Annotated in this window: 18 protein-coding genes; 14 read left to right on the top strand and 4 right to left on the bottom strand. The window is 63.2% G+C overall.

Annotation, left to right across the window (positions count from 1 at the left end; all coding sequences use genetic code 11):
• Positions 1–72 precede the first annotated feature (72 nt).
• Positions 73–1,347 carry a HAMP domain-containing sensor histidine kinase gene (locus RR51_RS09175; RefSeq protein ID WP_039613277.1) on the top strand — a complete coding sequence of 425 codons (1,275 nt, stop codon included), beginning with the start codon at positions 73–75 and terminating at the stop codon, positions 1,345–1,347.
• Positions 1,347–1,985, top strand: a complete 639-nt coding sequence (locus RR51_RS09170) for a response regulator (RefSeq protein ID WP_039613276.1) — start codon at positions 1,347–1,349, stop codon at positions 1,983–1,985. Before RR51_RS09175 ends, RR51_RS09170 begins: the two co-directional genes overlap by 1 nt.
• Before the next feature lie 180 nt (positions 1,986–2,165).
• Here the strand turns inward: RR51_RS09170 and RR51_RS09165 are convergent, their stop codons facing one another.
• Together RR51_RS09165 and exaA are read right to left on the bottom strand one after the other, a co-directional pair.
• A complete protein-coding gene (locus tag RR51_RS09165; RefSeq protein ID WP_039613275.1) occupies positions 2,166–2,825 on the bottom strand; it encodes a pentapeptide repeat-containing protein in 660 nt (219 codons plus the stop codon).
• A 67-nt stretch (positions 2,826–2,892) separates the two neighbouring features.
• Positions 2,893–4,788 (bottom strand): quinoprotein ethanol dehydrogenase, encoded by a 1,896-nt coding sequence (exaA, locus tag RR51_RS09160; protein ID WP_013972174.1) that lies wholly within the window; start codon positions 4,786–4,788, stop codon positions 2,893–2,895.
• A 254-nt stretch (positions 4,789–5,042) separates the two neighbouring features.
• Here exaA and pedF point away from each other — a divergent pair, with 254 nt between their 5' ends.
• From pedF to RR51_RS09115, 10 genes are all read left to right on the top strand, one after another.
• A complete protein-coding gene (gene pedF / locus RR51_RS09155) occupies positions 5,043–5,504 on the top strand; it encodes a cytochrome c-550 PedF (RefSeq protein ID WP_013972175.1) in 462 nt (153 codons plus the stop codon).
• A 5-nt stretch (positions 5,505–5,509) separates the two neighbouring features.
• Positions 5,510–6,385, top strand: coding sequence for a substrate-binding periplasmic protein (locus RR51_RS09150; RefSeq protein WP_039613274.1), 876 nt, complete (start codon positions 5,510–5,512; stop codon positions 6,383–6,385).
• A gap of 178 nt (positions 6,386–6,563) precedes the next feature.
• The gene (locus tag RR51_RS09145) at positions 6,564–7,331 is read left to right on the top strand and encodes a quinoprotein dehydrogenase-associated SoxYZ-like carrier (protein WP_039613273.1); all 768 of its coding nucleotides are present in this window, start codon (positions 6,564–6,566) and stop codon (positions 7,329–7,331) included.
• 39 nt (positions 7,332–7,370) lie between these two features.
• Positions 7,371–8,309: a quinoprotein relay system zinc metallohydrolase 1 gene (locus RR51_RS09140; protein WP_015270053.1), complete on the top strand. Its 939-nt coding sequence runs from the start codon at positions 7,371–7,373 to the stop codon at positions 8,307–8,309.
• Positions 8,310–8,471: 162 nt separating this feature from the next.
• On the top strand, positions 8,472–10,256 hold the full coding sequence (gene pedH, locus RR51_RS09135; RefSeq protein ID WP_024086834.1) for a PQQ-dependent alcohol dehydrogenase PedH: 1,785 nt from the start codon (positions 8,472–8,474) through the stop codon (positions 10,254–10,256).
• A gap of 162 nt (positions 10,257–10,418) precedes the next feature.
• On the top strand, positions 10,419–11,939 hold the full coding sequence (gene exaC, locus RR51_RS09130) for an acetaldehyde dehydrogenase ExaC (RefSeq protein WP_039613272.1): 1,521 nt from the start codon (positions 10,419–10,421) through the stop codon (positions 11,937–11,939).
• 251 nt (positions 11,940–12,190) lie between these two features.
• Positions 12,191–12,262: a pyrroloquinoline quinone precursor peptide PqqA gene (gene pqqA / locus RR51_RS29045; protein WP_003253598.1), complete on the top strand. Its 72-nt coding sequence runs from the start codon at positions 12,191–12,193 to the stop codon at positions 12,260–12,262.
• A 52-nt stretch (positions 12,263–12,314) separates the two neighbouring features.
• Positions 12,315–12,587, top strand: coding sequence for a pyrroloquinoline quinone biosynthesis peptide chaperone PqqD (pqqD, locus tag RR51_RS09125; RefSeq protein WP_039613271.1), 273 nt, complete (start codon positions 12,315–12,317; stop codon positions 12,585–12,587).
• Positions 12,588–12,676: 89 nt separating this feature from the next.
• Positions 12,677–13,840, top strand: a complete 1,164-nt coding sequence (gene ercA, locus RR51_RS09120) for an alcohol dehydrogenase-like regulatory protein ErcA (protein ID WP_013972181.1) — start codon at positions 12,677–12,679, stop codon at positions 13,838–13,840.
• Positions 13,824–15,551: a PAS domain-containing hybrid sensor histidine kinase/response regulator gene (locus tag RR51_RS09115; RefSeq protein WP_039613270.1), complete on the top strand. Its 1,728-nt coding sequence runs from the start codon at positions 13,824–13,826 to the stop codon at positions 15,549–15,551. The genes ercA and RR51_RS09115 overlap by 17 nt, the downstream gene beginning before the upstream one ends.
• A 212-nt stretch (positions 15,552–15,763) precedes the next feature.
• Here RR51_RS09115 and RR51_RS09110 read toward each other — a convergent pair whose 3' ends face one another.
• Positions 15,764–17,416: a SulP family inorganic anion transporter gene (locus RR51_RS09110; RefSeq protein WP_039613269.1), complete on the bottom strand. Its 1,653-nt coding sequence runs from the start codon at positions 17,414–17,416 to the stop codon at positions 15,764–15,766.
• A 172-nt stretch (positions 17,417–17,588) separates the two neighbouring features.
• On the opposite strand from RR51_RS09110, the gene RR51_RS09105 reads away from it, so the two are divergent.
• The gene (locus RR51_RS09105) at positions 17,589–17,936 is read left to right on the top strand and encodes an FCD domain-containing protein (protein WP_177328650.1); all 348 of its coding nucleotides are present in this window, start codon (positions 17,589–17,591) and stop codon (positions 17,934–17,936) included.
• A 134-nt stretch (positions 17,937–18,070) separates the two neighbouring features.
• On the opposite strand, the gene RR51_RS09100 is transcribed toward RR51_RS09105, so the two are convergent.
• Positions 18,071–18,859 (bottom strand): formate/nitrite transporter family protein, encoded by a 789-nt coding sequence (locus RR51_RS09100; RefSeq protein WP_039613268.1) that lies wholly within the window; start codon positions 18,857–18,859, stop codon positions 18,071–18,073.
• 908 nt (positions 18,860–19,767) lie between these two features.
• Here RR51_RS09100 and RR51_RS09095 point away from each other — a divergent pair.
• On the top strand, positions 19,768–20,382 hold the full coding sequence (locus RR51_RS09095) for a hypothetical protein (RefSeq protein ID WP_039613267.1): 615 nt from the start codon (positions 19,768–19,770) through the stop codon (positions 20,380–20,382).
• The last annotated feature ends 384 nt before the right edge of the window (positions 20,383–20,766 follow it).

The raw sequence follows: 20,766 nt of genomic DNA, 5'->3' as shown, positions 1-20,766 counted from the left end.
GTACCAAGGTAGTAATTCACCACATGGGCGCGGGTTTTACGATGGCCGCAGCAACCCCGAGGAGAACTGCCCATGCGCCTTGTCAACCTTTCGGCCCTGTGGCGGATCAACCTCTGGGTCACTTGTTGCTTCGCGATGTTGACGCTGGCCTGTGCCGTGGTGCTGTTGCGCCAGGCGGTGGCTGACGTGGAGCGGGAGTTGCAGTCGGCGCAAGCCGTGGTGGCATACCTCGGCGACACTGCCGAGCGCGACCCGCAGAGCCTGCAACCACGGCTGACGCAAAGCCTGCGCCATGTGCGGGTGCACTGGCTGGCGGCGGATGAACCTGCGCGGCTGCCGCAAGCAACCGGCCTGGATGCCTGGTTGGGCCGCCAACTGCTTGGGCAGCGCCACGACAGCAGCCGGCTGCTGGAGCTGGGGGATGGTCGCCGGGTAATGATCGCCGTGGATGCACGGGATGAAATCGACGAGGTGCGTGACTCCCTGCAGCAGTTGTTGGTCCTGTGCGGCCTGGCGTTGCTGCTGAGCTTGTTGACCATCCGTTGGGCGGTGCGGCGGGGCATGGGCTTGCTGGACGATCTGCTGCAGGCCTTGCGCCAGGTCTCGGGTGGGCAATTGACCGCACGCCTGCGCGAGGCCGGCCTGCCGGAGGCGCGCCAATTGGCGGAGCACTTCAACCGCATGACCGCGTCTCTGGAGCAGGCCCGCTGCGACAATACCCAACTTACCCAGGCCCTGCTGGCGGTGCAGGAGCAGGAACGCACCCAGCTGGCGCAGACGCTGCACGACGACCTCGGGCAATACCTGGCGGGTATTCGGGCCCAGCTCTGCCTGCTGCGCATGGTCGCCGACCAGCCAACCGCGGTGGCACAGACGACACGCACCCTGGAGCTCGATTGTGAACGCCTGCAGCAAGGTTTCCGCGCCCTGGTACATGACCTGTACCCGCTGGCGTTGCAGCACATGCCGCTGGCCGAAGCCTTCGGCCTGCTGGTGAGCCAATGGCAGGCCAGCCAGGGTATCGATTGCCGCCTGCGGGTAAGCGAGCATTTGCCGGCACTACCCGGGCCGAGTCGCACGCATTTGTATCGGCTGCTGCAGGAGGCGTTGACCAACGTCGCCCGTCACGCCGGCGCAAGCCAGGTGCGGGTTCGCCTGCAACGCAGCGCCAAGGGCTTGCGCCTGCTGGTTCGCGACAACGGTTGCGGTGCCAGCCAGCCCCAGCGCCCCGGGGTAGGCCTGCACTCGATGGCCGAGCGCGCCCGCAGCCTGGGCGGTGAACTGCGCATCCTCAGCCGACCGGGTGCCGGCTGGGCGCTGGCCCTGAACATTCCCATGGAGGTGTGATGAATATCGTGTTGGTCGATGACCACGCCGTGGTCCGCCAGGGCTATGCCAGCCTGCTGCGAGCGGTGCTGCCGAAAGTACAGGTGCGTGAGGCTGCCAGTGGCGAAGAGGCGCTGGCGCGGGTTCAGGAACAGATGCCCAACCTGGTGATCATGGACTTTGGCCTGCCAGGCATCAGCGGCCTGGAAACCACCCGGCGCCTGCGTCAGCGCCTGCCACAGTTGCGGGTGCTGTTCTTCAGCATGCATGACGAACTGCCGCTGGTGCGCCAGGCGCTGGATGCAGGTGCCTCGGGATACCTGACCAAGAACTCGGCGCCCGAAGTGCTGATCGAGGCGGTGCAGCGGGTGTTGGCCGGGCATGCCTATATCGAACAGCCCTTGGCCACCCAGCTGGCCTGCACGTCACTGCAGAATGCCAGTGACCCGCGCCTGCAGCGCATGACCCAGCGTGAGCTGGAAATTTTCGTGATGCTGGCCAAGGGCACCCCGGTGCGAGGGATTGCCGAGCAGTTGTGCATCAGTGCCAAGACCGTGTCCAACCACCTGACCTTGCTCAAGAGCAAGTTGCAGGTCAGCTCCCATGCCGAGCTGGTGCATCTGGGGATTGACCTGGGGGTGGTGCGGGTGGCGGGGTGAGGTGTTCTGCTATCTGGACTCTGCGCAGAGCCCTGTAGGAGCGGCCTTGTGTCGCGATGGGCCGCAAAGCGGCCCCCAGGGGCTTCAGCGTCAACGCAGCAATCGTCGGGGCTGCTTTGCAGCCCATCGCGACACAAGGCCGCTCCTACAGGGGGGCTGCGCAAGGCGGGAATATCGGGCTCAATTGTCCCAGGTCTCGGGGCACCCCTTGCACCCCTCCATGTTGGCCTCCTGAAAATTCCCGTAATGCTGGCGCGCCCCGCGCAAGTCGGCGCGGGCCAGGTTGCTCTGGCCAAACTTGGCCTCCTGCAGGTTGGCATCGCCAAGGTCGGCCCCTTGCAGGTCAGCCTTGCTCAGCCAGGCCATTTCCAGGTCCGCCGCGCTCAGGTTGGCCTGCTGCATCTTCGCCCCTGACAACCTTGCGAACTGCAGGTAGGCCGCGCTGAGGTCAGCCTTGGCAAATTGCGCACTTTGGGCAAACAGGCCCCAGCCCTGAATGGCCACGAGCCGGCCATGGCTCAGGTCGGCCAGGCGCAGGTTGCTCTGCTGCAGGCTGGCGCGGGTCAGGTTGGCGCCTTGCAGGTTGGCCTTTTCCAGGTTGGCCAGGTCCAGCCGGGCATGGCGCAGGTCGGCATCGCGCAGGTCGGCGCCGGCCAGGTTCATCTTGCGCAGGTCCTGGTTGGCCAGGTTGGCGCCCCGCAGGTCGGCCCCCGGGCACTGGCTGGCTTCGGCAATCACGCAGCCGTTGATGGTCAGGGGGGTATCGTTGCCAGCGTCGTCGGCATTCTCGGCCATGGCAGGGGCCAGCACGATCAGCAAGGCAAGTGGCAGGTAGTTCATGGCGAAAGGCTCTTGGCAGGAGAAAGGCAGAAGCGGGGAGGGGCGCAGGCCCGCTCCCCGCTGCAAGTCAACGCTGTGCAGTCTTGTTGTCCCAGCTTGGGATCTTGAACACCCAGAACGAACCACCCTGGGCCACCGGCTTGGTCAGTTCGGCCATGTCGCCGCCCCACAGCGGCACCGCGCCGCCGTAGCCCACGGTCACGCCGATGTACTGCTCGCCGTCCTGTTCCCAGGTGATCGGCGGCGAGACGATGCCGCTGCCGGTCTGGAACTTCCACAACTCCTTGCCCGTCTTGGCGTCGAAGGCCTTGAAGAAGCCGTCGCCGGTGCCGGTGAACACCAGGTTGCCCTTGGTCGCCAGCACGCCGGCCCACAGCGGCAGGTGCTCCTTGTGCTCCCAAACCAGCTTGCCGGTGGTCGGGTCCATGGCGCGCAGGGTACCGACGTGGTCGTCGTACATGCGCTTGATGCGGAAGCCCATGCCCAGGTAGGCCGAGCCCTTCTTGTAGTTCACTTCCTCGGTCCAGTACTCCTCCTTCCACTGGTTGCCGGGGATGTAGAACAGGCCGGTGTCCTGGCTGTAGGCCATGGGGTTCCAGTTCTTGCCACCAAGGAAGGGTGGCGAGACCTCCACCGGCTTGCCCTTGGTTTCTCCCGGCAGCGGTTTGGCCGGGCGCTGCCCAGGGTTTTCCACCGGGCGCCCGGTCTTGAGGTCGATGTGGCTGGCCCAGGTGATGTTGTCGACGAAGGGGAAAGCGTTCTGCAGTTTGCCGTTGCTGCGGTCCACCACATAGAAGAAGCCGTTGCGGTCGGCGTGGCCGGTGGCCTTGACCAGCTTGCCGTCCTTGCCCTTGTAGTCGAACAGCACCAGCTCGTTGTTGCCGGAGAAATCCCAGGCATCGTTGGGCGTGTGCTGGTAGAACCACTTCACTTCACCGGTGCTCGGGTCGACGCCGACCTGCCCTGAGGTATACAGGCTGTCGAAGTCATGCGGGTTGCCGTCCTTCGAGGTGCGCGCCCAGGTGTTCCAGGGGCCAGGGTTGCCGGCGCCGACAATGATGGTGTTGGTCTCGGGGTCGAAGCTGGCGCTTTGCCAAGGCGCGCCGCCGCCGTGGCTCCAGGCTTCGACCTTGCCGGTTTCGGTAGTGGGGTCGTCCGGCCAGGACGGCGCCTTGACGTCACCGGTCGGCGTGCTGTCCTTGCCGTTCAGGCGGCCCATGTGGCCCTCGACGAAGGGCCGCATCCACACCTCTTCACCGGTGTCCGGGTCGCGGGCGAACAGTTGGCCGACCACGCCGAATTCATCGCCGGAGCTGCCGTGGATCAGCAGTACCTTGCCGCTGGTCTTGTCCTTGATCAGCACCGGGGCACCGGTCATGGTGTAGCCGGCGGCGTGGTCGCCGAACTTCTTGTTCCACACCACTTTGCCGGTGCGCTTGTCGAGGGCGATGACCCGCGCGTCGAGGGTGCCGAAGTAGATCTTGTCGCCGTAGATCGCTGCGCCGCGGTTGACCACATCGCAGCAGGGGCGAATGTTGTCCGGCAGGCGGTGGTTGTAGGTCCACAGGCGTTTGCCGGTTTTCGCATCGAGGGCGAACACCCGCGAATAGGAGCCGGTAACGTAGACCACGCCGTCGCTGACGATGGCCTGGGATTCCTGGCCGCGTTGTTTCTCGTCGCCGAAGGAATAGGACCACGCCGGGGTCAGCTTGAACACGTTCTTGTCATTGACCTGGGCCAATGGGCTCCAGCGCTGGGCGTTGGTACCCATGCCGTACTGCAGCACATCCTGGGTGGTCAGGTGGTCGTTGGCGATGTCTTCCCACGTCACGTTCTTGCTGGCAGGTGCCGCAGGGGTGGTGGCTGCCGTGGCCACGCTGCCCAGGGCCAGGCTACCGGCCAGCAGCAAGGCCCGCACGCTCAGGGCCAGAGGGGAAAGGGCGGGTAGCGTTCTTGTTGTCATGGTTGCAGTTCCCAGTGGAGGTTTTGGCCTGCACAGGGTGGGACGGGGCGGGCCTTGCGGGCTACGGAAAAAATCCCGCCCTTGCCGGGAATAGTTCCCACGGGGCACCTCATTTGGCCCTTCGCCACAAGCCCTACTACCAAGGGAGTAAGGCGCGGCCACCAAAGCAGCATTCGGCCGCCTGCGGGCTGTTTCTAAGATGGCGACACGGCCTCTGTGGTTGAGGCCTTGCGTGCAATCGTGAGGGCATAAAAATGACAACAAAACGCAACGTCTTGCTGGCTGCCGGGCTGCTTGCCAGTGCAGTACTGACCGGCACTGCCTGGGCACATGGCAATGTGGTGCCCCAGGCCGTGGAAACCAAGGGCCTGACCCCGATCAAGGACGCTGGCGTAACCCTGGACGGCGATGGCTGGGCAGCGGTCAACCCGTACCGCAGCTCTCCCGAGCACGACAAGGCCGTGGAGATCGGTGCCTCGGCCTACAACCAGAACTGCGCCGCCTGCCATGGCCTGGAGGCCAAGTCGGGGGGCATCGCCCCGGATCTGCGCATGCTCGATGCCGGCGAGGCCGGGGATGAGTGGTTCGTCGAGCGGGTACGCCACGGTGCGGTCCGCGACGGCCGGGTGTACATGCCGAAAATGGCCGACTACCTGAGCCAGGAGGCCCTGTGGGCGGTGCGCACCTACCTGGACAGCGTGCACGTCGAGGAATGACGGCCATGCGTCTGTTGGCGGTGCTGTTCAGTGGCTTGCTGCTGTGCTGCGCGGCGGCGCAGGCGCAGGTGCGCAACTACGACGCGATCATCGCCGCCGGCGAATTGAAGGTGGCTGTGTACAAGGACTTTGCGCCTTACAGTTTCGAGGACCACGGCCAGCCGCGAGGTGTCGACGTGGAACTGGCGCAGGCCCTGGCCACGGCGTTGGGGGTGCGCTTGCAGCTGATCTGGGCGCCACCCGGGGAAAAGCTCGACGACGATCTGCGCGACTACATCTGGCGCGGCAGCCCGTTGCGCCACCAGCAACTGGCCGACCTGATGATGCGGGTGCCATACGACCATGCCTATGCGCAGCGACGCAACGAGGTAGGCGAGCTGGAAAACGCCCAGGTGGTCATGTTCGGCCCTTATCAGGAGGAGCGCTGGCAGGTCGCCTATGATCGCCGCCGCCTGCCCTCGGTGGCCAGTGTCGCGGTGTTCCAGCAGCACCCGATCGGGGTCGAGGTGGACAGCGTACCGTCGTTCTACCTGACTTCTGTGTTCAACGGCATGCTCAGTGCCAGGACCCATCACTACCCCAATGTGCAGCAAGCTTTCGGCGCCATGCAGGCCGGCCAGGTGGACGCGGTGATGGCGATGCGCGGCGAAGTTGACTGGCAACTGCATCAAGCCGCCGACCCGCAGCTGGCCCTGGCGGAAAACGCCTACCCGAACCTTGGCAAGCAGGCCTGGGAGATCGGCATGGCGGTGCATGAAAGCAACCGGCAGCTGGCCTATGCGGTGGAGGAAGCGCTTGAGACGCTGATTCGTGATGGGCGGATGAAGGCGATTTATGCCGGTTATGGCCTGCGTTACCAGGTGCCGGAGATGTATCAGTAACAGGCTTCGCAGGCTTGTGAGTTTGTAAAAGCAACACATCCCCCTGTGGGAGCGGGTTCACCCGCGAAGAATGCGACGCGGTATATGGCACCGGCTTCGCCGGTGTTCGCGGGTGAACCCGCTCCCACAAGGACCGTGCACTGTCAGCCAGGTTTGCGTTGATCAAAAGGAGTGGGCGATGAACTGGCGAGCGACTTTCCTGCTGGCCTGCTGGGTGCCCTGGGCCGCACAAGTCCTGGCCAGCGAGCCAGGTAACCACAAGGACCCGGTGCCGTCGGTGATGTGGGACTTCTACCACAAGCAGCTGCTGGGCCAGGCCGCATTCGTGTTCGATGATCGGGTCAAGCTGCTGGCGCCACCCTTTGCCGAGGACGCCCGCCAGGTGCCGCTGGAGATCGACGCCCGGGCGTTCAGCGGCGAAGTGGTGCGGATCATCGCCTGGGCCGAACTCAACCCGCTGCCGCGCATTGTCGACTTCCAGCCTGGCGAGCGCGTGCTGCCCTGGTTGTCGATCCGCATCCGCGTCGAACAGGCCACACCGCTGCGTGCCGCGGTGCTGACCCGCGACGGCCTGTGGCATGTTGGCTCGACCCTGATCGATGCTGCCGGCGGCGGTTGTACCGCGCCCAGCGTGGTACGCACCCAGCCCGGTTGGGAGGAGCACCTCGGTGAAGTCCTGGGCGGGCGCTACCCGCGCGGCGACAGCAGCCGCTTGCGCCTGCAGGTGGCTCACCCGATGGACAACGGCCTGGTCAGCGGCATTCCCGAATTCTTCCTCAACCATGCCGAGTTGCAAGGCGCGGACGGCCAGCGCCTGGCCAGCCTGGAACTGTACCCGGCGGTCAGCGAAAACCCCAACCTGGGCTTCGACATCCAGGGCCCCGGGCCGACCCGGCTGTTGTTGCAGGACAACAGCGGCAACCAGTTCGAGGCGGCAGTGCCCTGAGCATGTTGCCCGTCTTCACCCCTGACAGAGGCGCTCGTCATGCGTTGCATTCTGCTGTTGCTACTGTGCCTGGGCCTGCCGGCCTGGGCAGACCTGGACTATCGGCTCAAGCCCCGGCAGATCGCCGAAGGCACCTGGCTGCTGGAGGGCAGCACCGACAATTTCGCCAAGGACAACGGCGGCAATATCGTCAACACCGCGTTCATCGTCACCGACAACGGGGTGGTGGTGATCGACAGCGGGCCGTCGAAACGCTACGGCGAAGCATTGCGCCAGGCCATTGCCGCCACCACCGACAAGCCGGTGGTCGAAGTGCTGCTGACCCATCATCACCCCGACCATGTGCTGGGCAACCAGGCCTTTGCCGATGTGCCCATCGGCGCCCTGGCCGGTACCGGCGAGCTGTTGCGCCAGCAGGGGGAGGCCATGGCCGAGAACATGTACCGCCTGGTTGGCGACTGGATGCGCGGTACCGAGGTGGTGCTGCCGACCCGTGTGCTGGAGCCAGGTATTCACGAGGTGGGTGGGCACCGCCTGCGGCTGCTGGCGCTGGGCGGGCACACCGGTGCCGATCTGGCGATTCTGGATGAAAGCACCGGTGTGCTGTTCGCTGGCGACCTGGTGTTCTACGAGCGCGCATTGACCACGCCCAACAGCCCGGGGCTGGAGGTGTGGCTGAAGGACCTGGACACCTTGCAAGCGCTGCCCTGGAAGCAGCTGGTGCCTGGTCATGGCCCGCTGGCCAGCGATGCCCGGCCGTTTGCCCAGATGCGTGATTACCTGGGCTGGCTGGACGGGCTGATGCGCGACGGCGCGGCGCGTGGTGATGACATGGCCGAGATGATCCGCAGCCCCATACCCGAGCGGTTTGCCGCTATCAGCCTGACCCGTTACGAGCTGATTCGCAGTGTCAGCCACCTGTACCCCCGTTACGAACGCCAGCAGCTGCGGCGTGTCGACGCCAAGCCCCCTATCTGAGGGTGTAACACAGCCCCCTGTGGGACCGCGCAAGTTCACTGCTACCAAGGAACTAGAAAACTCAGCACTGCGGGCAATTGTTGGCAAGCAGGTCGGGACCAAGAATTCCCGACACACCGGGAAGTTTTCCCGGATACAACAAAAAAACCAAAGGTAGCCGTCATGACCCGATCCACACGTCGTCCCGTGTTCGCCTTGAGCCTGGTGCTCAGCGCCATGCTGCTTGCCGGTGCAGCCCACGCCGCTGTCAGCAATGAAGAAATTCTCCAGGACCCGAAGAACCCGCAGCAGATCGTGACCAATGGCCTGGGCGTGCAGGGCCAGCGCTACAGCCCGCTGAACCTGCTCAATACCGACAACGTCAAGGACCTGCGGCCGGTCTGGGCGTTTTCCTTCGGTGGTGAGAAGCAGCGCGGCCAGCAGGCCCAGCCGCTGGTCAAGGACGGGGTGATGTACCTGACCGGCTCCTACTCACGGGTGTTCGCCGTGGACGCCCGTACCGGCAAGAAACTGTGGCAATACGATGCGCGCCTGCCCGATGACATTCGCCCGTGCTGCGACGTGATCAACCGCGGCGTGGCGCTGTACGGCAACCTGGTGTTCTTCGGCACCCTCGATGCCAAGCTGGTGGCGCTGAACAAGGACACCGGCAAGGTGGTATGGAGCAAGAAGGTGGCCGACCACAAGGAAGGCTACTCCATCAGCGCCGCGCCGATGATCGTCAATGGCAAGCTGATCACCGGCGTCGCCGGCGGCGAGTTTGGCGTGGTGGGCAAGATCCAGGCCTACAACCCGGAAAACGGCGAGCTGCTGTGGATGCGCCCGACCGTGGAAGGGCACATGGGCTACGTGTACAAGGACGGCAAGGCGATCGAGAACGGCATTTCCGGCGGCGAGGCAGGCAAGACCTGGCCCGGCGACCTGTGGAAGACCGGCGGTGCGGCACCTTGGCTGGGCGGTTACTACGACCCGGAAACCAACCTGATCCTGTTCGGCACCGGCAACCCGGCGCCGTGGAACTCGCACCTGCGCCCGGGCGACAACCTGTATTCCTCGTCGCGCCTGGCCCTGAACCCCGACGATGGCACCATCAAGTGGCACTTCCAGAGCACGCCGCATGACGGCTGGGACTTCGACGGCGTCAACGAGCTGATCTCGTTCAACTACAAGGACGGCGGCAAGGAGGTCAAGGCCGCCGCTACCGCTGACCGCAACGGCTTCTTCTACGTGCTGGACCGCACCAACGGCAAGTTCATCCGCGGCTTCCCCTTCGTCGACAAGATCACCTGGGCCACCGGCCTGGACAAGGACGGCCGGCCAATCTACAACGAGGCCAGCCGGCCGGGGGCGCCGGGTAGCGAGGCCAAGGGCAGCTCGGTGTTCGTCGCCCCGGCGTTCCTCGGGGCCAAGAACTGGATGCCGATGGCCTACAACAAGGACACCGGGCTGTTCTATGTGCCGTCCAACGAGTGGGGCATGGACATCTGGAACGAAGGCATCGCCTACAAGAAGGGCGCGGCGTTCCTCGGTGCCGGCTTCACCATCAAGCCGCTCAACGAAGACTACATTGGCGTGTTGCGCGCCATCGACCCGGTCAGCGGCAAGGAAGTGTGGCGCCACAAGAACTATGCGCCGCTGTGGGGCGGGGTGCTGACCACCAAGGGCAACCTGGTGTTCACCGGCACGCCGGAAGGCTTCCTGCAGGCGTTCAACGCCAAGACTGGCGACAAGGTCTGGGAGTTCCAGACCGGTTCCGGCGTGCTCGGTTCGCCAGTGACCTGGGAAATGGACGGCGAGCAGTACGTTTCGGTGGTTTCCGGCTGGGGCGGCGCGGTGCCGCTGTGGGGCGGTGAAGTGGCCAAGCGGGTCAAGGACTTCAACCAGGGCGGCATGCTCTGGACCTTCAAGCTGCCCAAGCAACTGCAAACGGCAAGCGCCAGTCGCTAAGCCGCCAACCTGCCGCTTGCTGCCAGGGACCCTGTGGCAAGCGGCCCTACTACCAAATGACGAGAGCCCCGCTGCCAACGATGCATTCGCCCGGCAGGCGGGGCTTTTTACCATCGGCTCATCGCCTGTCGCTGGACAGGCATCGACCCACAGAGGCTCAGCATGATCTACGCACAACCCGGAACCCCAGGCGCCGTCGTGTCCTTCAAACCACGCTACGGCAATTTCATCAACGGCGAATTCGTGCCGCCGCTGGGCGGCCAGTACTTCACCAACAGCTCGCCGGTCAATGGCCAGCCGATTGCCGAGTTCCCGCGCTCCGGCCCCCAGGACATCGAGCAGGCCCTGGACGCCGCGCATGCCGCTGCCGAGGCCTGGGGCAAGACCTCGGTGCAGGACCGCGCCCTGGTACTGCTGAAGATCGCCGACCGCATCGAACAGAATCTCGAAGTACTGGCCGTTACCGAGAGCTGGGACAACGGCAAGGCCGTGCGCGAAACCCTCAACGCCGACGTGCCGCTGGCGGCGGACCACTTCCGCTACTTCGCCGGCTGCATCCGTGCCCAGGAAGGCGGCGCCGCCGAAATCAACGAGGGCACCGTGGCCTACCACATCCACGAGCCATTGGGCGTGGTCGGGCAGATCATTCCATGGAACTTCCCGCTGCTGATGGCCGCCTGGAAACTCGCCCCGGCGCTGGCCGCCGGCAACTGCGTGGTGCTCAAACCGGCGGAGCAGACGCCGTTGTCGATCACCATTTTCGCCGAGCTGATCGCCGACCTGCTGCCGGCAGGCGTGCTGAACATCGTCCAGGGCTTTGGCCGCGAAGCCGGTGAGGCCCTGGCCACCAGCAAGCGCATCGCCAAGATCGCCTTCACCGGTTCCACCCCGGTGGGCTCGCACATCATGAAGTGCGCGGCCGAGAACATCATCCCGTCCACCGTCGAACTGGGCGGCAAGTCGCCGAACATCTTCTTCGAAGACATCATGCAGGCCGAGCCCGCGTTCATCGAAAAGGCAGCCGAAGGCCTGGTGCTGGCGTTCTTCAACCAGGGCGAAGTGTGCACCTGCCCGTCGCGGGCGCTGATCCAGGAATCGATCTACGAGCCGTTCATGGCCGAGGTGATGAAGAAGATCGCCAAGATCACCCGTGGCAACCCGCTGGACACCGCGACCATGGTCGGCGCCCAGGCCTCGGAGCAGCAATACGACAAGATTCTTTCCTACTTGCAGATTGCCCGGGAGGAGGGCGCGCAGCTGCTCACCGGTGGCGCTGCCGAGCGGCTCGACGGCGACCTGGCCAGCGGTTACTACATCCAGCCGACCCTGCTCAAGGGCAACAACAAGATGCGCGTGTTCCAGGAGGAGATCTTCGGCCCGGTGGTGGGCGTGACCACCTTCAAGGACGAAGCCGAAGCCCTGGCGATCGCCAACGACAGCGAGTTTGGCCTGGGCGCGGGGCTGTGGACCCGTGACATCAACCGTGCCTACCGCATGGGCCGCGGGATCAAGGCCGGGCGCGTGTGGACCAACTGCTACCACCTGTACCCGGCGCATGCCGCGTTCGGTGGCTACAAGAAGTCCGGGGTGGGCCGCGAGACGCACAAGATGATGCTCGATCACTACCAGCAGACCAAGAACCTGCTGGTGAGCTACGACATCAACCCGTTGGGCTTCTTCTAAACCGCGTCGCGGCCTTCGCGGGCTCGCCCGCTCTCACAGGTATTGCACTGGTCTTGAAACTTGTGCAGTCCCTGTGGGAGCGGGCGAGCCCGCGAAGAGGCCGGCACTGCCATGCACAAATCCACAGCTGCTCCGTGTTACCCCTACCAACGCACCCCGCAAACCTGTCCCAAAGTAGCATTCGGCCCCGTCGCCCCTCGTGCATTAATGCCTCTACCGGAATCGCCCGGCACCAAGAAGAGGAATGCCCCATGTGGACTAAACCCGCCTTTACCGACCTGCGCATCGGCTTCGAAGTGACGATGTACTTCGCCAATCGTTGATGCCTGTCCGGCCATCAGCGCGATGGCCGGTTCTTCATTGAGCATGCCCGTTGTGAACCTGATCGATCGCGAACAAGCCCTGGCCTTGCGCAAGGGCTTCCGCCTGCGCTGGGAGCCGCGCCGGGCCTGCCATGTGCTGCTGTACCCGGAGGGCACCATCGAACTCAATGCCAGTGCCGGCTGGGTGCTCGAGTTGCTGGACGGCCGGCGCAGCGTGGCGGCGGTCATCGACCGCCTTGCACAGCGCTTCCCCGGGGTGCCGGGGCTGGACGAGGACATCCTGGCGTTCCTGGAGGTGGCCCGTGCCAAGTACTGGATCGAATGAGCCGTGGCCAGGCTTTGGTCTGGTTGCTTTCGCTGCGGGATGCTTTACGCTGGCGGTTACCTTCCAGAACAATAAGAACAGGCTTCCCGATGAGCCAGAGTTTCAGCCCGCTTCGCAAGTTCGTTTCGCCCGAGATCATCTTTGGTGCCGGCTGCCGGCATAATGTCGCCAATTACGCCAAGACCTTCGGTGCGCGCAAGGTGCTGGTGGTCAGCGACCCCGGTGTGATTGCCGCCGGTTGGGTGGCGGACGTGGAGGCCAGCCTGCAGGCCCAGGGCATCGACTACTGCCTGTACAGCGCCGTATCGCCCAACCCGCGTGTGGAAGAGGTGATGCTTGGCGCCGAGATCTACCGGCAAAACCACTGTGATGTGATCGTCGCGGTCGGCGGCGGCAGCCCGATGGATTGCGGCAAGGCCATCGGCATCGTGGTCGCCCACGGGCGCAGCATCCTCGAATTCGAAGGCGTGGACATGATCCGCGTGCCCAGCCCGCCGCTGATCCTGATCCCGACCACGGCCGGCACCTCGGCGGACGTGTCGCAGTTCGTGATCATTTCCAACCAGCAGGAGCGCATGAAGTTCTCCATCGTCAGCAAGGCGGTGGTGCCGGACGTGTCGCTGATCGACCCGCAAACCACCCTGAGCATGGACCCGTTCCTGTCGGCCTGCACCGGTATCGATGCGCTGGTGCATGCCATCGAAGCCTTCGTTTCCACCGGCCACGGCCCGCTGACCGACCCCCATGCGCTGGAAGCCATGCGCCTGATCAACGGCAACCTGGTGGAAATGATCGCCAACCCCACCGATATCGCCCTGCGCGAGAAGATCATGCTGGGCAGCATGCAGGCGGGGCTGGCGTTTTCCAATGCGATCCTGGGTGCGGTCCACGCCATGTCGCACAGCCTGGGCGGGTTCCTCGACCTGCCGCATGGCCTGTGCAATGCGGTGCTGGTGGAGCACGTGGTGGCGTTCAACTACAGCTCGGCACCGGAGCGTTTCAAGGTGATTGCCGAAGTGCTGGGTATCGACTGCCGCGGCCTCAACCACCGGCAGATCTGCGCGCGCCTGGTGGAGCACCTGATCGCGCTCAAGCGTGCCATCGGCTTCCACGAAACCCTGGGCCTGCATGGGGTGCGCACGGCCGATATCCCGTTCCTGTCGCAACATGCGATGGATGACCCGTGCATCCTCACCAACCCGCGTGCGTCGAGCCAACGTGATGTCGAGGTGGTCTATGGCGAGGCCCTCTGACGAGCAGCAACGGGCGCTGGCCGGGCTGCTGGGGCTGGGCGACCACTCGGCGCGCAAGAGCCATTACCCGGAGCTGGCGGCGCGCCTGGACGAACTGGAGGCCGAACGCAACCGCTACAAATGGTTGTTCGAAAACGCCGTGCACGGGATTTTCCAGGCCAGCCTGCAAGACGGCATGCGTGCCGCCAACCCGGCGTTGGCACGCATGCTCGGTTACGATAACCCGCAAGCGTTGCTGTTTCCGCTGACGGACCTTGCCGCCAACCTGTTTGTTGGCGGGGCTGAAGAACTGCACGCCATCACCGCGACCCTCGCCCGTGAACGCAGCCTGCATGGTTATGAAACCCGCTTGCGGCGCAAGGACGGCAGCCACCTCGATGTGTTGATGAACCTGTTGCTCAAGCCAGGTCAGGAAGGGCTGGTGGAAGGGTTTGTCGCCGACATCACCGAACGCAAGCTGGCCCAGCAGCGCTTGCAGCAACTGAATGACGAGCTCGAGCAACGGGTGGCTGCCCGTACCGATGAGCTGCTGGAGGCCAACCGCAACCTGCAACAGCAGATCGCCGAGCGCAAACAGATCGCCCGCGCCCTGCGCGATGCCCGCGACGCCGCGGAAACCGCCAACCGCAGCAAGGACAAGTACCTCGCTGCCGCCAGCCATGACCTGCTGCAACCGCTGAATGCCGCGCGGCTGCTGATCTCGACGTTGCGCGAAAGACCGCTGCCAGAAGCGGAAAAAGTGCTGGTGGAGCGTACCCATCAGGCGCTGGAGGGCGCTGAAGACCTGCTGACCGACCTGCTGGACATTTCCCGGCTCGACCAGGCGGCGGTCAAGCCGGACGTAGCGCTGTACCGCCTCGACGAGCTGTTCGGGCCACTGGTCTCGGAGTTCCGCACGGTGGCCGATGCGGCAGGCCTGAAGTTGCGTGCGCGCATTGCCGACTACGCCATCAGCACCGACCTGCGGCTGATGACGCGTATCCTGCGCAACTTTCTCAGCAACGCCTGCCGTTATACCAATGAGGGCAGGATTCTGCTGGGCGCCAGGCGCCGCGGCGATCACTTGCGCCTGGAGGTGTGGGATACCGGGCGGGGCATCGCGGCCGATCGGCTGCAGGCCATTTTCCTCGAGTTCAACCAACTTGACGTAGGCCGTGCCGCCGATCGCAAGGGTGTGGGCCTGGGGCTGGCCATCGTCGAGCGGATCGCCAAGATTCTCGGCTATCGCGTCGAGGTGCGTTCATGGCCGGGGCGTGGCTCGATGTTCAGTATCGACGTGCCGATCGGCGAAGCCATGCCGTTGCCTATCTACCAGGCCGCGCCGCAGCCTGGCGCCGGCAACCCGTTGCCGGGCCGTCGCCTGCTGGTACTGGACAACGAAGTGAGCATCCTCGAGAGCATGGGCGCGCTGCTCGGGCAGTGGGGCTGCGAAGTGGTTACCGCGACCGACCAGGCCGGGGCCTTGCTGGCCTTGCAGGGGCGGGCTCCGGAATTGATCCTGGCGGACTTTCACCTGGACCACGGTGTTGTCGGCTGCGAGGTGGTCAGGCACTTGCGTGAACATTTCGGCGCCGCCATTCCTGCGGTGATCATCACTGCCGACCGCAGCGATCAGTGCCGACGCTCCTTGAACAAGCTCGGTGCGCCGATGCTGAACAAGCCCGTCAAACCGGGGAAGTTGCGTGCGGTGTTGAGCCAGTTGCTGGGCTGAAGCCTCAACCCCATGGCCTTGCGCGACAAATAACTGAATTCGCAAGCGATCCTCATACCCTGTGGGAGCGGCTTTAGCCGCGAAGAATCCAACGCGGTGCATGGCACCGGCTGCGCCGGTGTTCGCGGCTAAAGCCGCTCCTACAGGGGGGCGCGCAGTGCCAGGTGGCTGTTCCTGAAATGGGACTCTGTATGGCCCTGGTGGATCACAAGTCAGTTGTGTGCCGCCGGTGCCTTTGCCTCCAGCAGGGCGGTACCGAGCGTTTGGTGATAGTGCCCGGGGCCAAGCAGGCGCAAGATCCCGGCCTTTTCGAGCTTGCCAAGCACCTTGCCGTTGGCTTCGCACAGTTTCACAACGATCTGGCGTTCATGCAGTTGCTGGATCACTTCCTCCAGGGTCTGCAGCCCGGTGATATCCATGAAGGGCACCCGCTTCAGGCAAATTACCAGCAGTTCAGGGTCGGTATGCGTTTGTGACAGGGCGCGCTCGAAGGTTTCGGCGGCGCCAAAGAACAGCGGGCCTTCGATGGTGTACACCAGCACGCCGGGGGGCAGCGATTTCTGGCCGTTGCTGTGCAGTTGATTGGCCAGTTCCTCTTCGACCACCTGCTGGACTTCGACGGACGATGCCATGCGGCGCATGAACTGAAGCATGGCGAGGATGACGCCGATATTCACGGCGATCACCAGGTCGCTGAACACCGTCAAGGTGAAGGTGACGAGCAGGATGGCGATGTCGGCTCTCGGTGCGCGCTGCAGCATGCGCTTGAAATGCTTCAGCTCGCTCATGTTGTAGGCGACGACGAACAGGATCGCTGCCAGTGCGCAGAGTGGAATGTTCGACGCCAGTGGCGCCAGGAACAGGATGATCAGTACCAGTGTCAGCGCATGGATGATGCCGGCCAACGGCCCGGTAGCACCATTGCGGATGTTGGTCGCTGTCCGGGCAATGGCACCTGTGGCGGCAAAGCCCCCGAACAGCGGCACTACCAGGTTGGCGATCCCTTGGCCGATCAGTTCCTGGTTCGAGTCGTGCCTGGTCCCTGCCATGCCGTCGGCGACAACAGCAGAGAGCAACGATTCGATGGCCCCCAGCATGGCGATCGCAAACGCTGGCCCGATCAGTTCGATCACCCGCGCCAGGGAGACTTCGGGCCAGGTCAGTGACGGCAAACCTTGTGGGATCGCCCCGAAGGCGGTGCCGATGGTAGCCACACCGTCAAAATGGAACAGGGATTGGACCAGCGTCGCGAACACCATGGCTACCAGTGGCCCGGGCAGGCGTTTCAGCACGGGCAGCCTTGGGGCCAGGATCAGCAAAGCAAGGCTGCATGTCGCGAGCAGCGTCGTGGCAATGTGGAGGTCCGGCAGGGCTAGCAACAGATGCCACAGTTTTTCGTGGAAGTGCCCACCTTCGATTTCGGGCAGGCCGAAGAAGTCACGCCATTGCCCAACCCAGATGATGATGCCGATGCCGGCGGTGAAACCCACGATCACCGGGTCGGGAATGAACTTGATGACTGCACCCAGGCGGGTAATGCCAAGCACCAGCAGTATGGCGCCAGCCATCATCGTGGCCAGTTGAAGGCCTTCCACTCCGTACTTCGCCGTCACCCCTGCGAGGATCACGATGAAGGCCCCGGTCGGTCCGGCGATCTGCAATCGACTGCCGCCCAGCAAGGAAACCAGCAGCCCGCCTATGATCGCCGTGTAGATGCCTTGCTCCGGCTTGACCCCGGAAGCGATGGCGAAGGCCATGGCGAGGGGCAGCGCAACAACCCCGACGATGAGGCCGGAGACAAGGTTGCGCATCCAGTGCTCACGCTTGAACAGGCCGGCGTTCCAGGCTTCGCGAACCGCGATCATTGCAGGCTCCTTGATAAGGTGCATGCACATAGTATTTAGCATGCCATGGGCCTGTTGTGCCTCTGAACGAACTGATCGAGCTGAACGAGGCGGAGCAGGGCAGGCGCGGCATCTGCACCCTCAAGCGTTCATATTCGTGAACAGTGCACAATATTGATTTGTTCGCGGCGCTATTTCTCTTGCCCCCGCAATTCCCAAGAATTCGCCCGAGGAGTCGTCGGCATTACAGGCTTCGCTGCTCAACCGCGAGTTCCACTTCGGTCTGATTGCCGCCGCACGCATGCCGGTGATCTTCAAGACCCTGGAGAACATGTGGGTGATGATGGGGCCGCTGCTCAGCACCTTCCATGCCGAAGTGCCCAAAGCGGAACTGGCCAGCGCCAAGCACAAGCACTTCGAAGTACTCGAAGCCTTGCGCAAGCGCGATTCGGCAAAAGCCAAGGCGGCCCTGCAAGCGGATATTGCATGGGGGGAGTTGATGGTGGAGTGGTTGGAGCGCAAGTCGCTGGCCCAAGGTTGATGGCGGATGCCTTGACCGCCGTCAGCATCCGGCCGAACATCGTGTCGCCCTGCGTGGCCCAAGGATAGTGACGAACGGTCAAGCAGGCTTGTGCAGGGCACATCACCTGCACAAGCGTGCCTGACCGCAATGCCTCACTGCACCTCGCACGCTTCCTGCGAAGGCACACCGTAGGACACGTAGTACGCCAACCCCACGAAGATCGCCCCACCCACCGCATTCCCCAGGAACACGGCCACCAGGTTCTCCACCAACTGCCCCCAGCTCAGGTAGCCGGCAAAGATCGCTGCCGGAATCAGGAACATGTTGGCTACCACGTGCTGGAAACCGATGGCGACGAACGCCATGATCGGGAACCAGATGCCGAGAATCTTTCCGCTCATTTCACGGCTGGCATACGACAGCCACACTGCCAGGCATACCAGCCAGTTGCAGCCGATTCCGGACACGAAGGCGTGGAGGAAGTCGGCGTTGGTCTTGCTGGTCGCAGCCGCCAACACCTTGTTCAGGTAGGCCCCCTCGGTCAGGCCCAGCAGGTGACCGAAGCACCCGGCAACGAACAGTGCACCGAACAGGTTGGCGACGGTCACCAGCAGCCAGTTGCGGGCCACGGCGCCTGGGCCGATACGCCGAGCGAACATCGCCAAGGGCAAGCTCATCATGTTGCCGGTAAGCAGTTCGCCACCGGCCAGGATCACCAGGATCAGGCCGATGGGAAATACCGCGGCGCCCAGCAGTGTGCCGAACGAGGCCCACTGTACCGGGATCATGGTGCTGACGTGGATAGCCAGGAGAAACCCTAGCGAAATGAATGCACCTGCGAGGAACCCCAGGACCAGTGTCGCATGGGTGGATAGGTGGGCTTTCTTGACGCCGCTCTCGATGACGAGCTCGGTGATACGGGTGGGGCTATTGACGGACATTTCGGAAACTCGAACACGGTGACGGCGACGCGACTGGCGCGCACGCCGTGGTGAGGCTTGATCAGTACGGGGGTAGGCTACGCAACTGGTGCAAAGGTGTAACGCGCACCTTTGAGCCAGCGGCGAAGAGGGCGGCAAGCTACATGAGGCAATTTGACGCGGTCAAATCGATGGAATGGATGATCTGATAGACCGCGTCGATGAGGCTTGCAGGTCAGCGCGCATGGATCTGCTTCCCGGCAAACCAGGCCTGGAACATCACTTGGGGGTTCACCCAGGGCAAATTGAGCCCGCTGGCAGGCTGAAGATGACAGACGGGTTGCCGACCGCCCGTGATGATCGGAATGTAGCTTGCCGGGCCTGACTGATGGCACTTCAGGCACGGTCACCTGCAAAGCGATAACTGCGAAACAGCAGGATAGAGCTTCCAATGACACTTGCTAAGTTTGGATCCAGTTGTTGGTAAAACTTTCCATTCGGTCAAATTACAACAACTTAGCAAACTAACTAACTTGATTTAGTGTGCCGCCTGTCGGTCGTTTTGCTCGAGAAATGAACGATTTGGATGACACTGACTCCTATTTGCCAGCAGGTGCCTTCAATGTGATTGCACCTCGCGCCTTTCCCCAGAACTTATGGACGTTCAACCTCATTAGCATCGCAGGGATGCTCATGGGGCTTTTTTTTCCTGAATAGTGGAGCAACGCCATGCCCAACCGAGGCTCTTCGGGTGAGCCACCGTGTGTATTGAATAATTATCTGCTTTTTCATTTAACGATTCGAATTTGGCTTTGCCACTGCGATTAAATCGTTCGCACGCCTATTGCAAGGTCATCTAGCGCTAATTACGTGGAGAAAACGTCGTGGAGATTAATACAATTATTAGCCTGTTCGGGCAGAAAGAATCCATGGAGCTGGTGCGGTTGTCTGTTATTTACGTTCATTTATTGGCCTGTTGCATTGCCATCGGCATGGTATTCGCCAGTGACGCCGAGATGGTCAGGAACTTGTTGAAAGGTCATAAAGAAGCCGGGCATGACAGTAAGCATATGACGAGCTTGCAGAAGTCCGTGGCCAATGCCCTGATATTCCTGTGGCTCACGGGTGCCGCAGTGATTGGAATTGACTACCTTGAAAAAGGTATGAACTATTTTGCCAATCCTAAACTTCAAGCGAAGGTCATTATTGTCATGTTGCTGACCTTTAACGGCATGTTGTTGCATCGCTATGTATTGCCGGCCCTGCTCAAAGCAGGCAACTTGCTGGACCTGAATTTTGGCGTGCGAATGTTTGCGTTGTTCTCCGGCGCACTGTCGGGTGTGTCCTGGCTGTATGCGGCGATGCTGGGTGTTGGCCGCCCACTGGCCTGGAAATACTCGCTGACCGAGTTGCTGCTGGCCTATCCGGTACTGATCCTGCTGGGCTTTGCCATGATGGCTGCCCTGACCCAGTGGGCACGCAAACGCAGCCAGGCCGAACCGGTTCCGGCGCCTGTCTGGCGACTGGCTGGTATTCCTACCTGATTGTCTGAGTAACGCTTCAATTACGCCGCGAACCGGGAAACCTGGTTCGCGGCGAGCTCGTTTCATGCGCAGCCTCTGGGCGGTTCGGCTGGCGGTTGGTAAAGGCCTGAAGTGATGTGTCGCCTGATCTGGCCTCTTCGCGGGCGCGCCCGCTCCCACAAGGTCCCGCGCAGTTCTGTGGGAGATCGCCCAGTCCTTTGGGCTGCGCTGTCGCGTAGAGAACTGAATCCGCAAACAGTGCGCGTACCCTGTGGGAGCGGCTTTAGCCGCGAAGAATCCAACGCGGTACATGGCACCGGCTGCGCCGGTGTTCGCGGCTAAAGCCGCTCCCACAGAGTCCCGGTTAATTCAATGAGTTATGTGCAGTTCTGTGGGAGCGGGCGT

The sequence above is a fragment of the Pseudomonas sp. C5pp genome (genome assembly GCF_000814065.1).
GTDB lineage: Bacteria > Pseudomonadota > Gammaproteobacteria > Pseudomonadales > Pseudomonadaceae > Aquipseudomonas > Aquipseudomonas asiatica.
The sequence above is the reverse complement of the archived record's forward strand: the minus strand, read 5'-3'. Positions and strand labels throughout refer to the sequence as shown.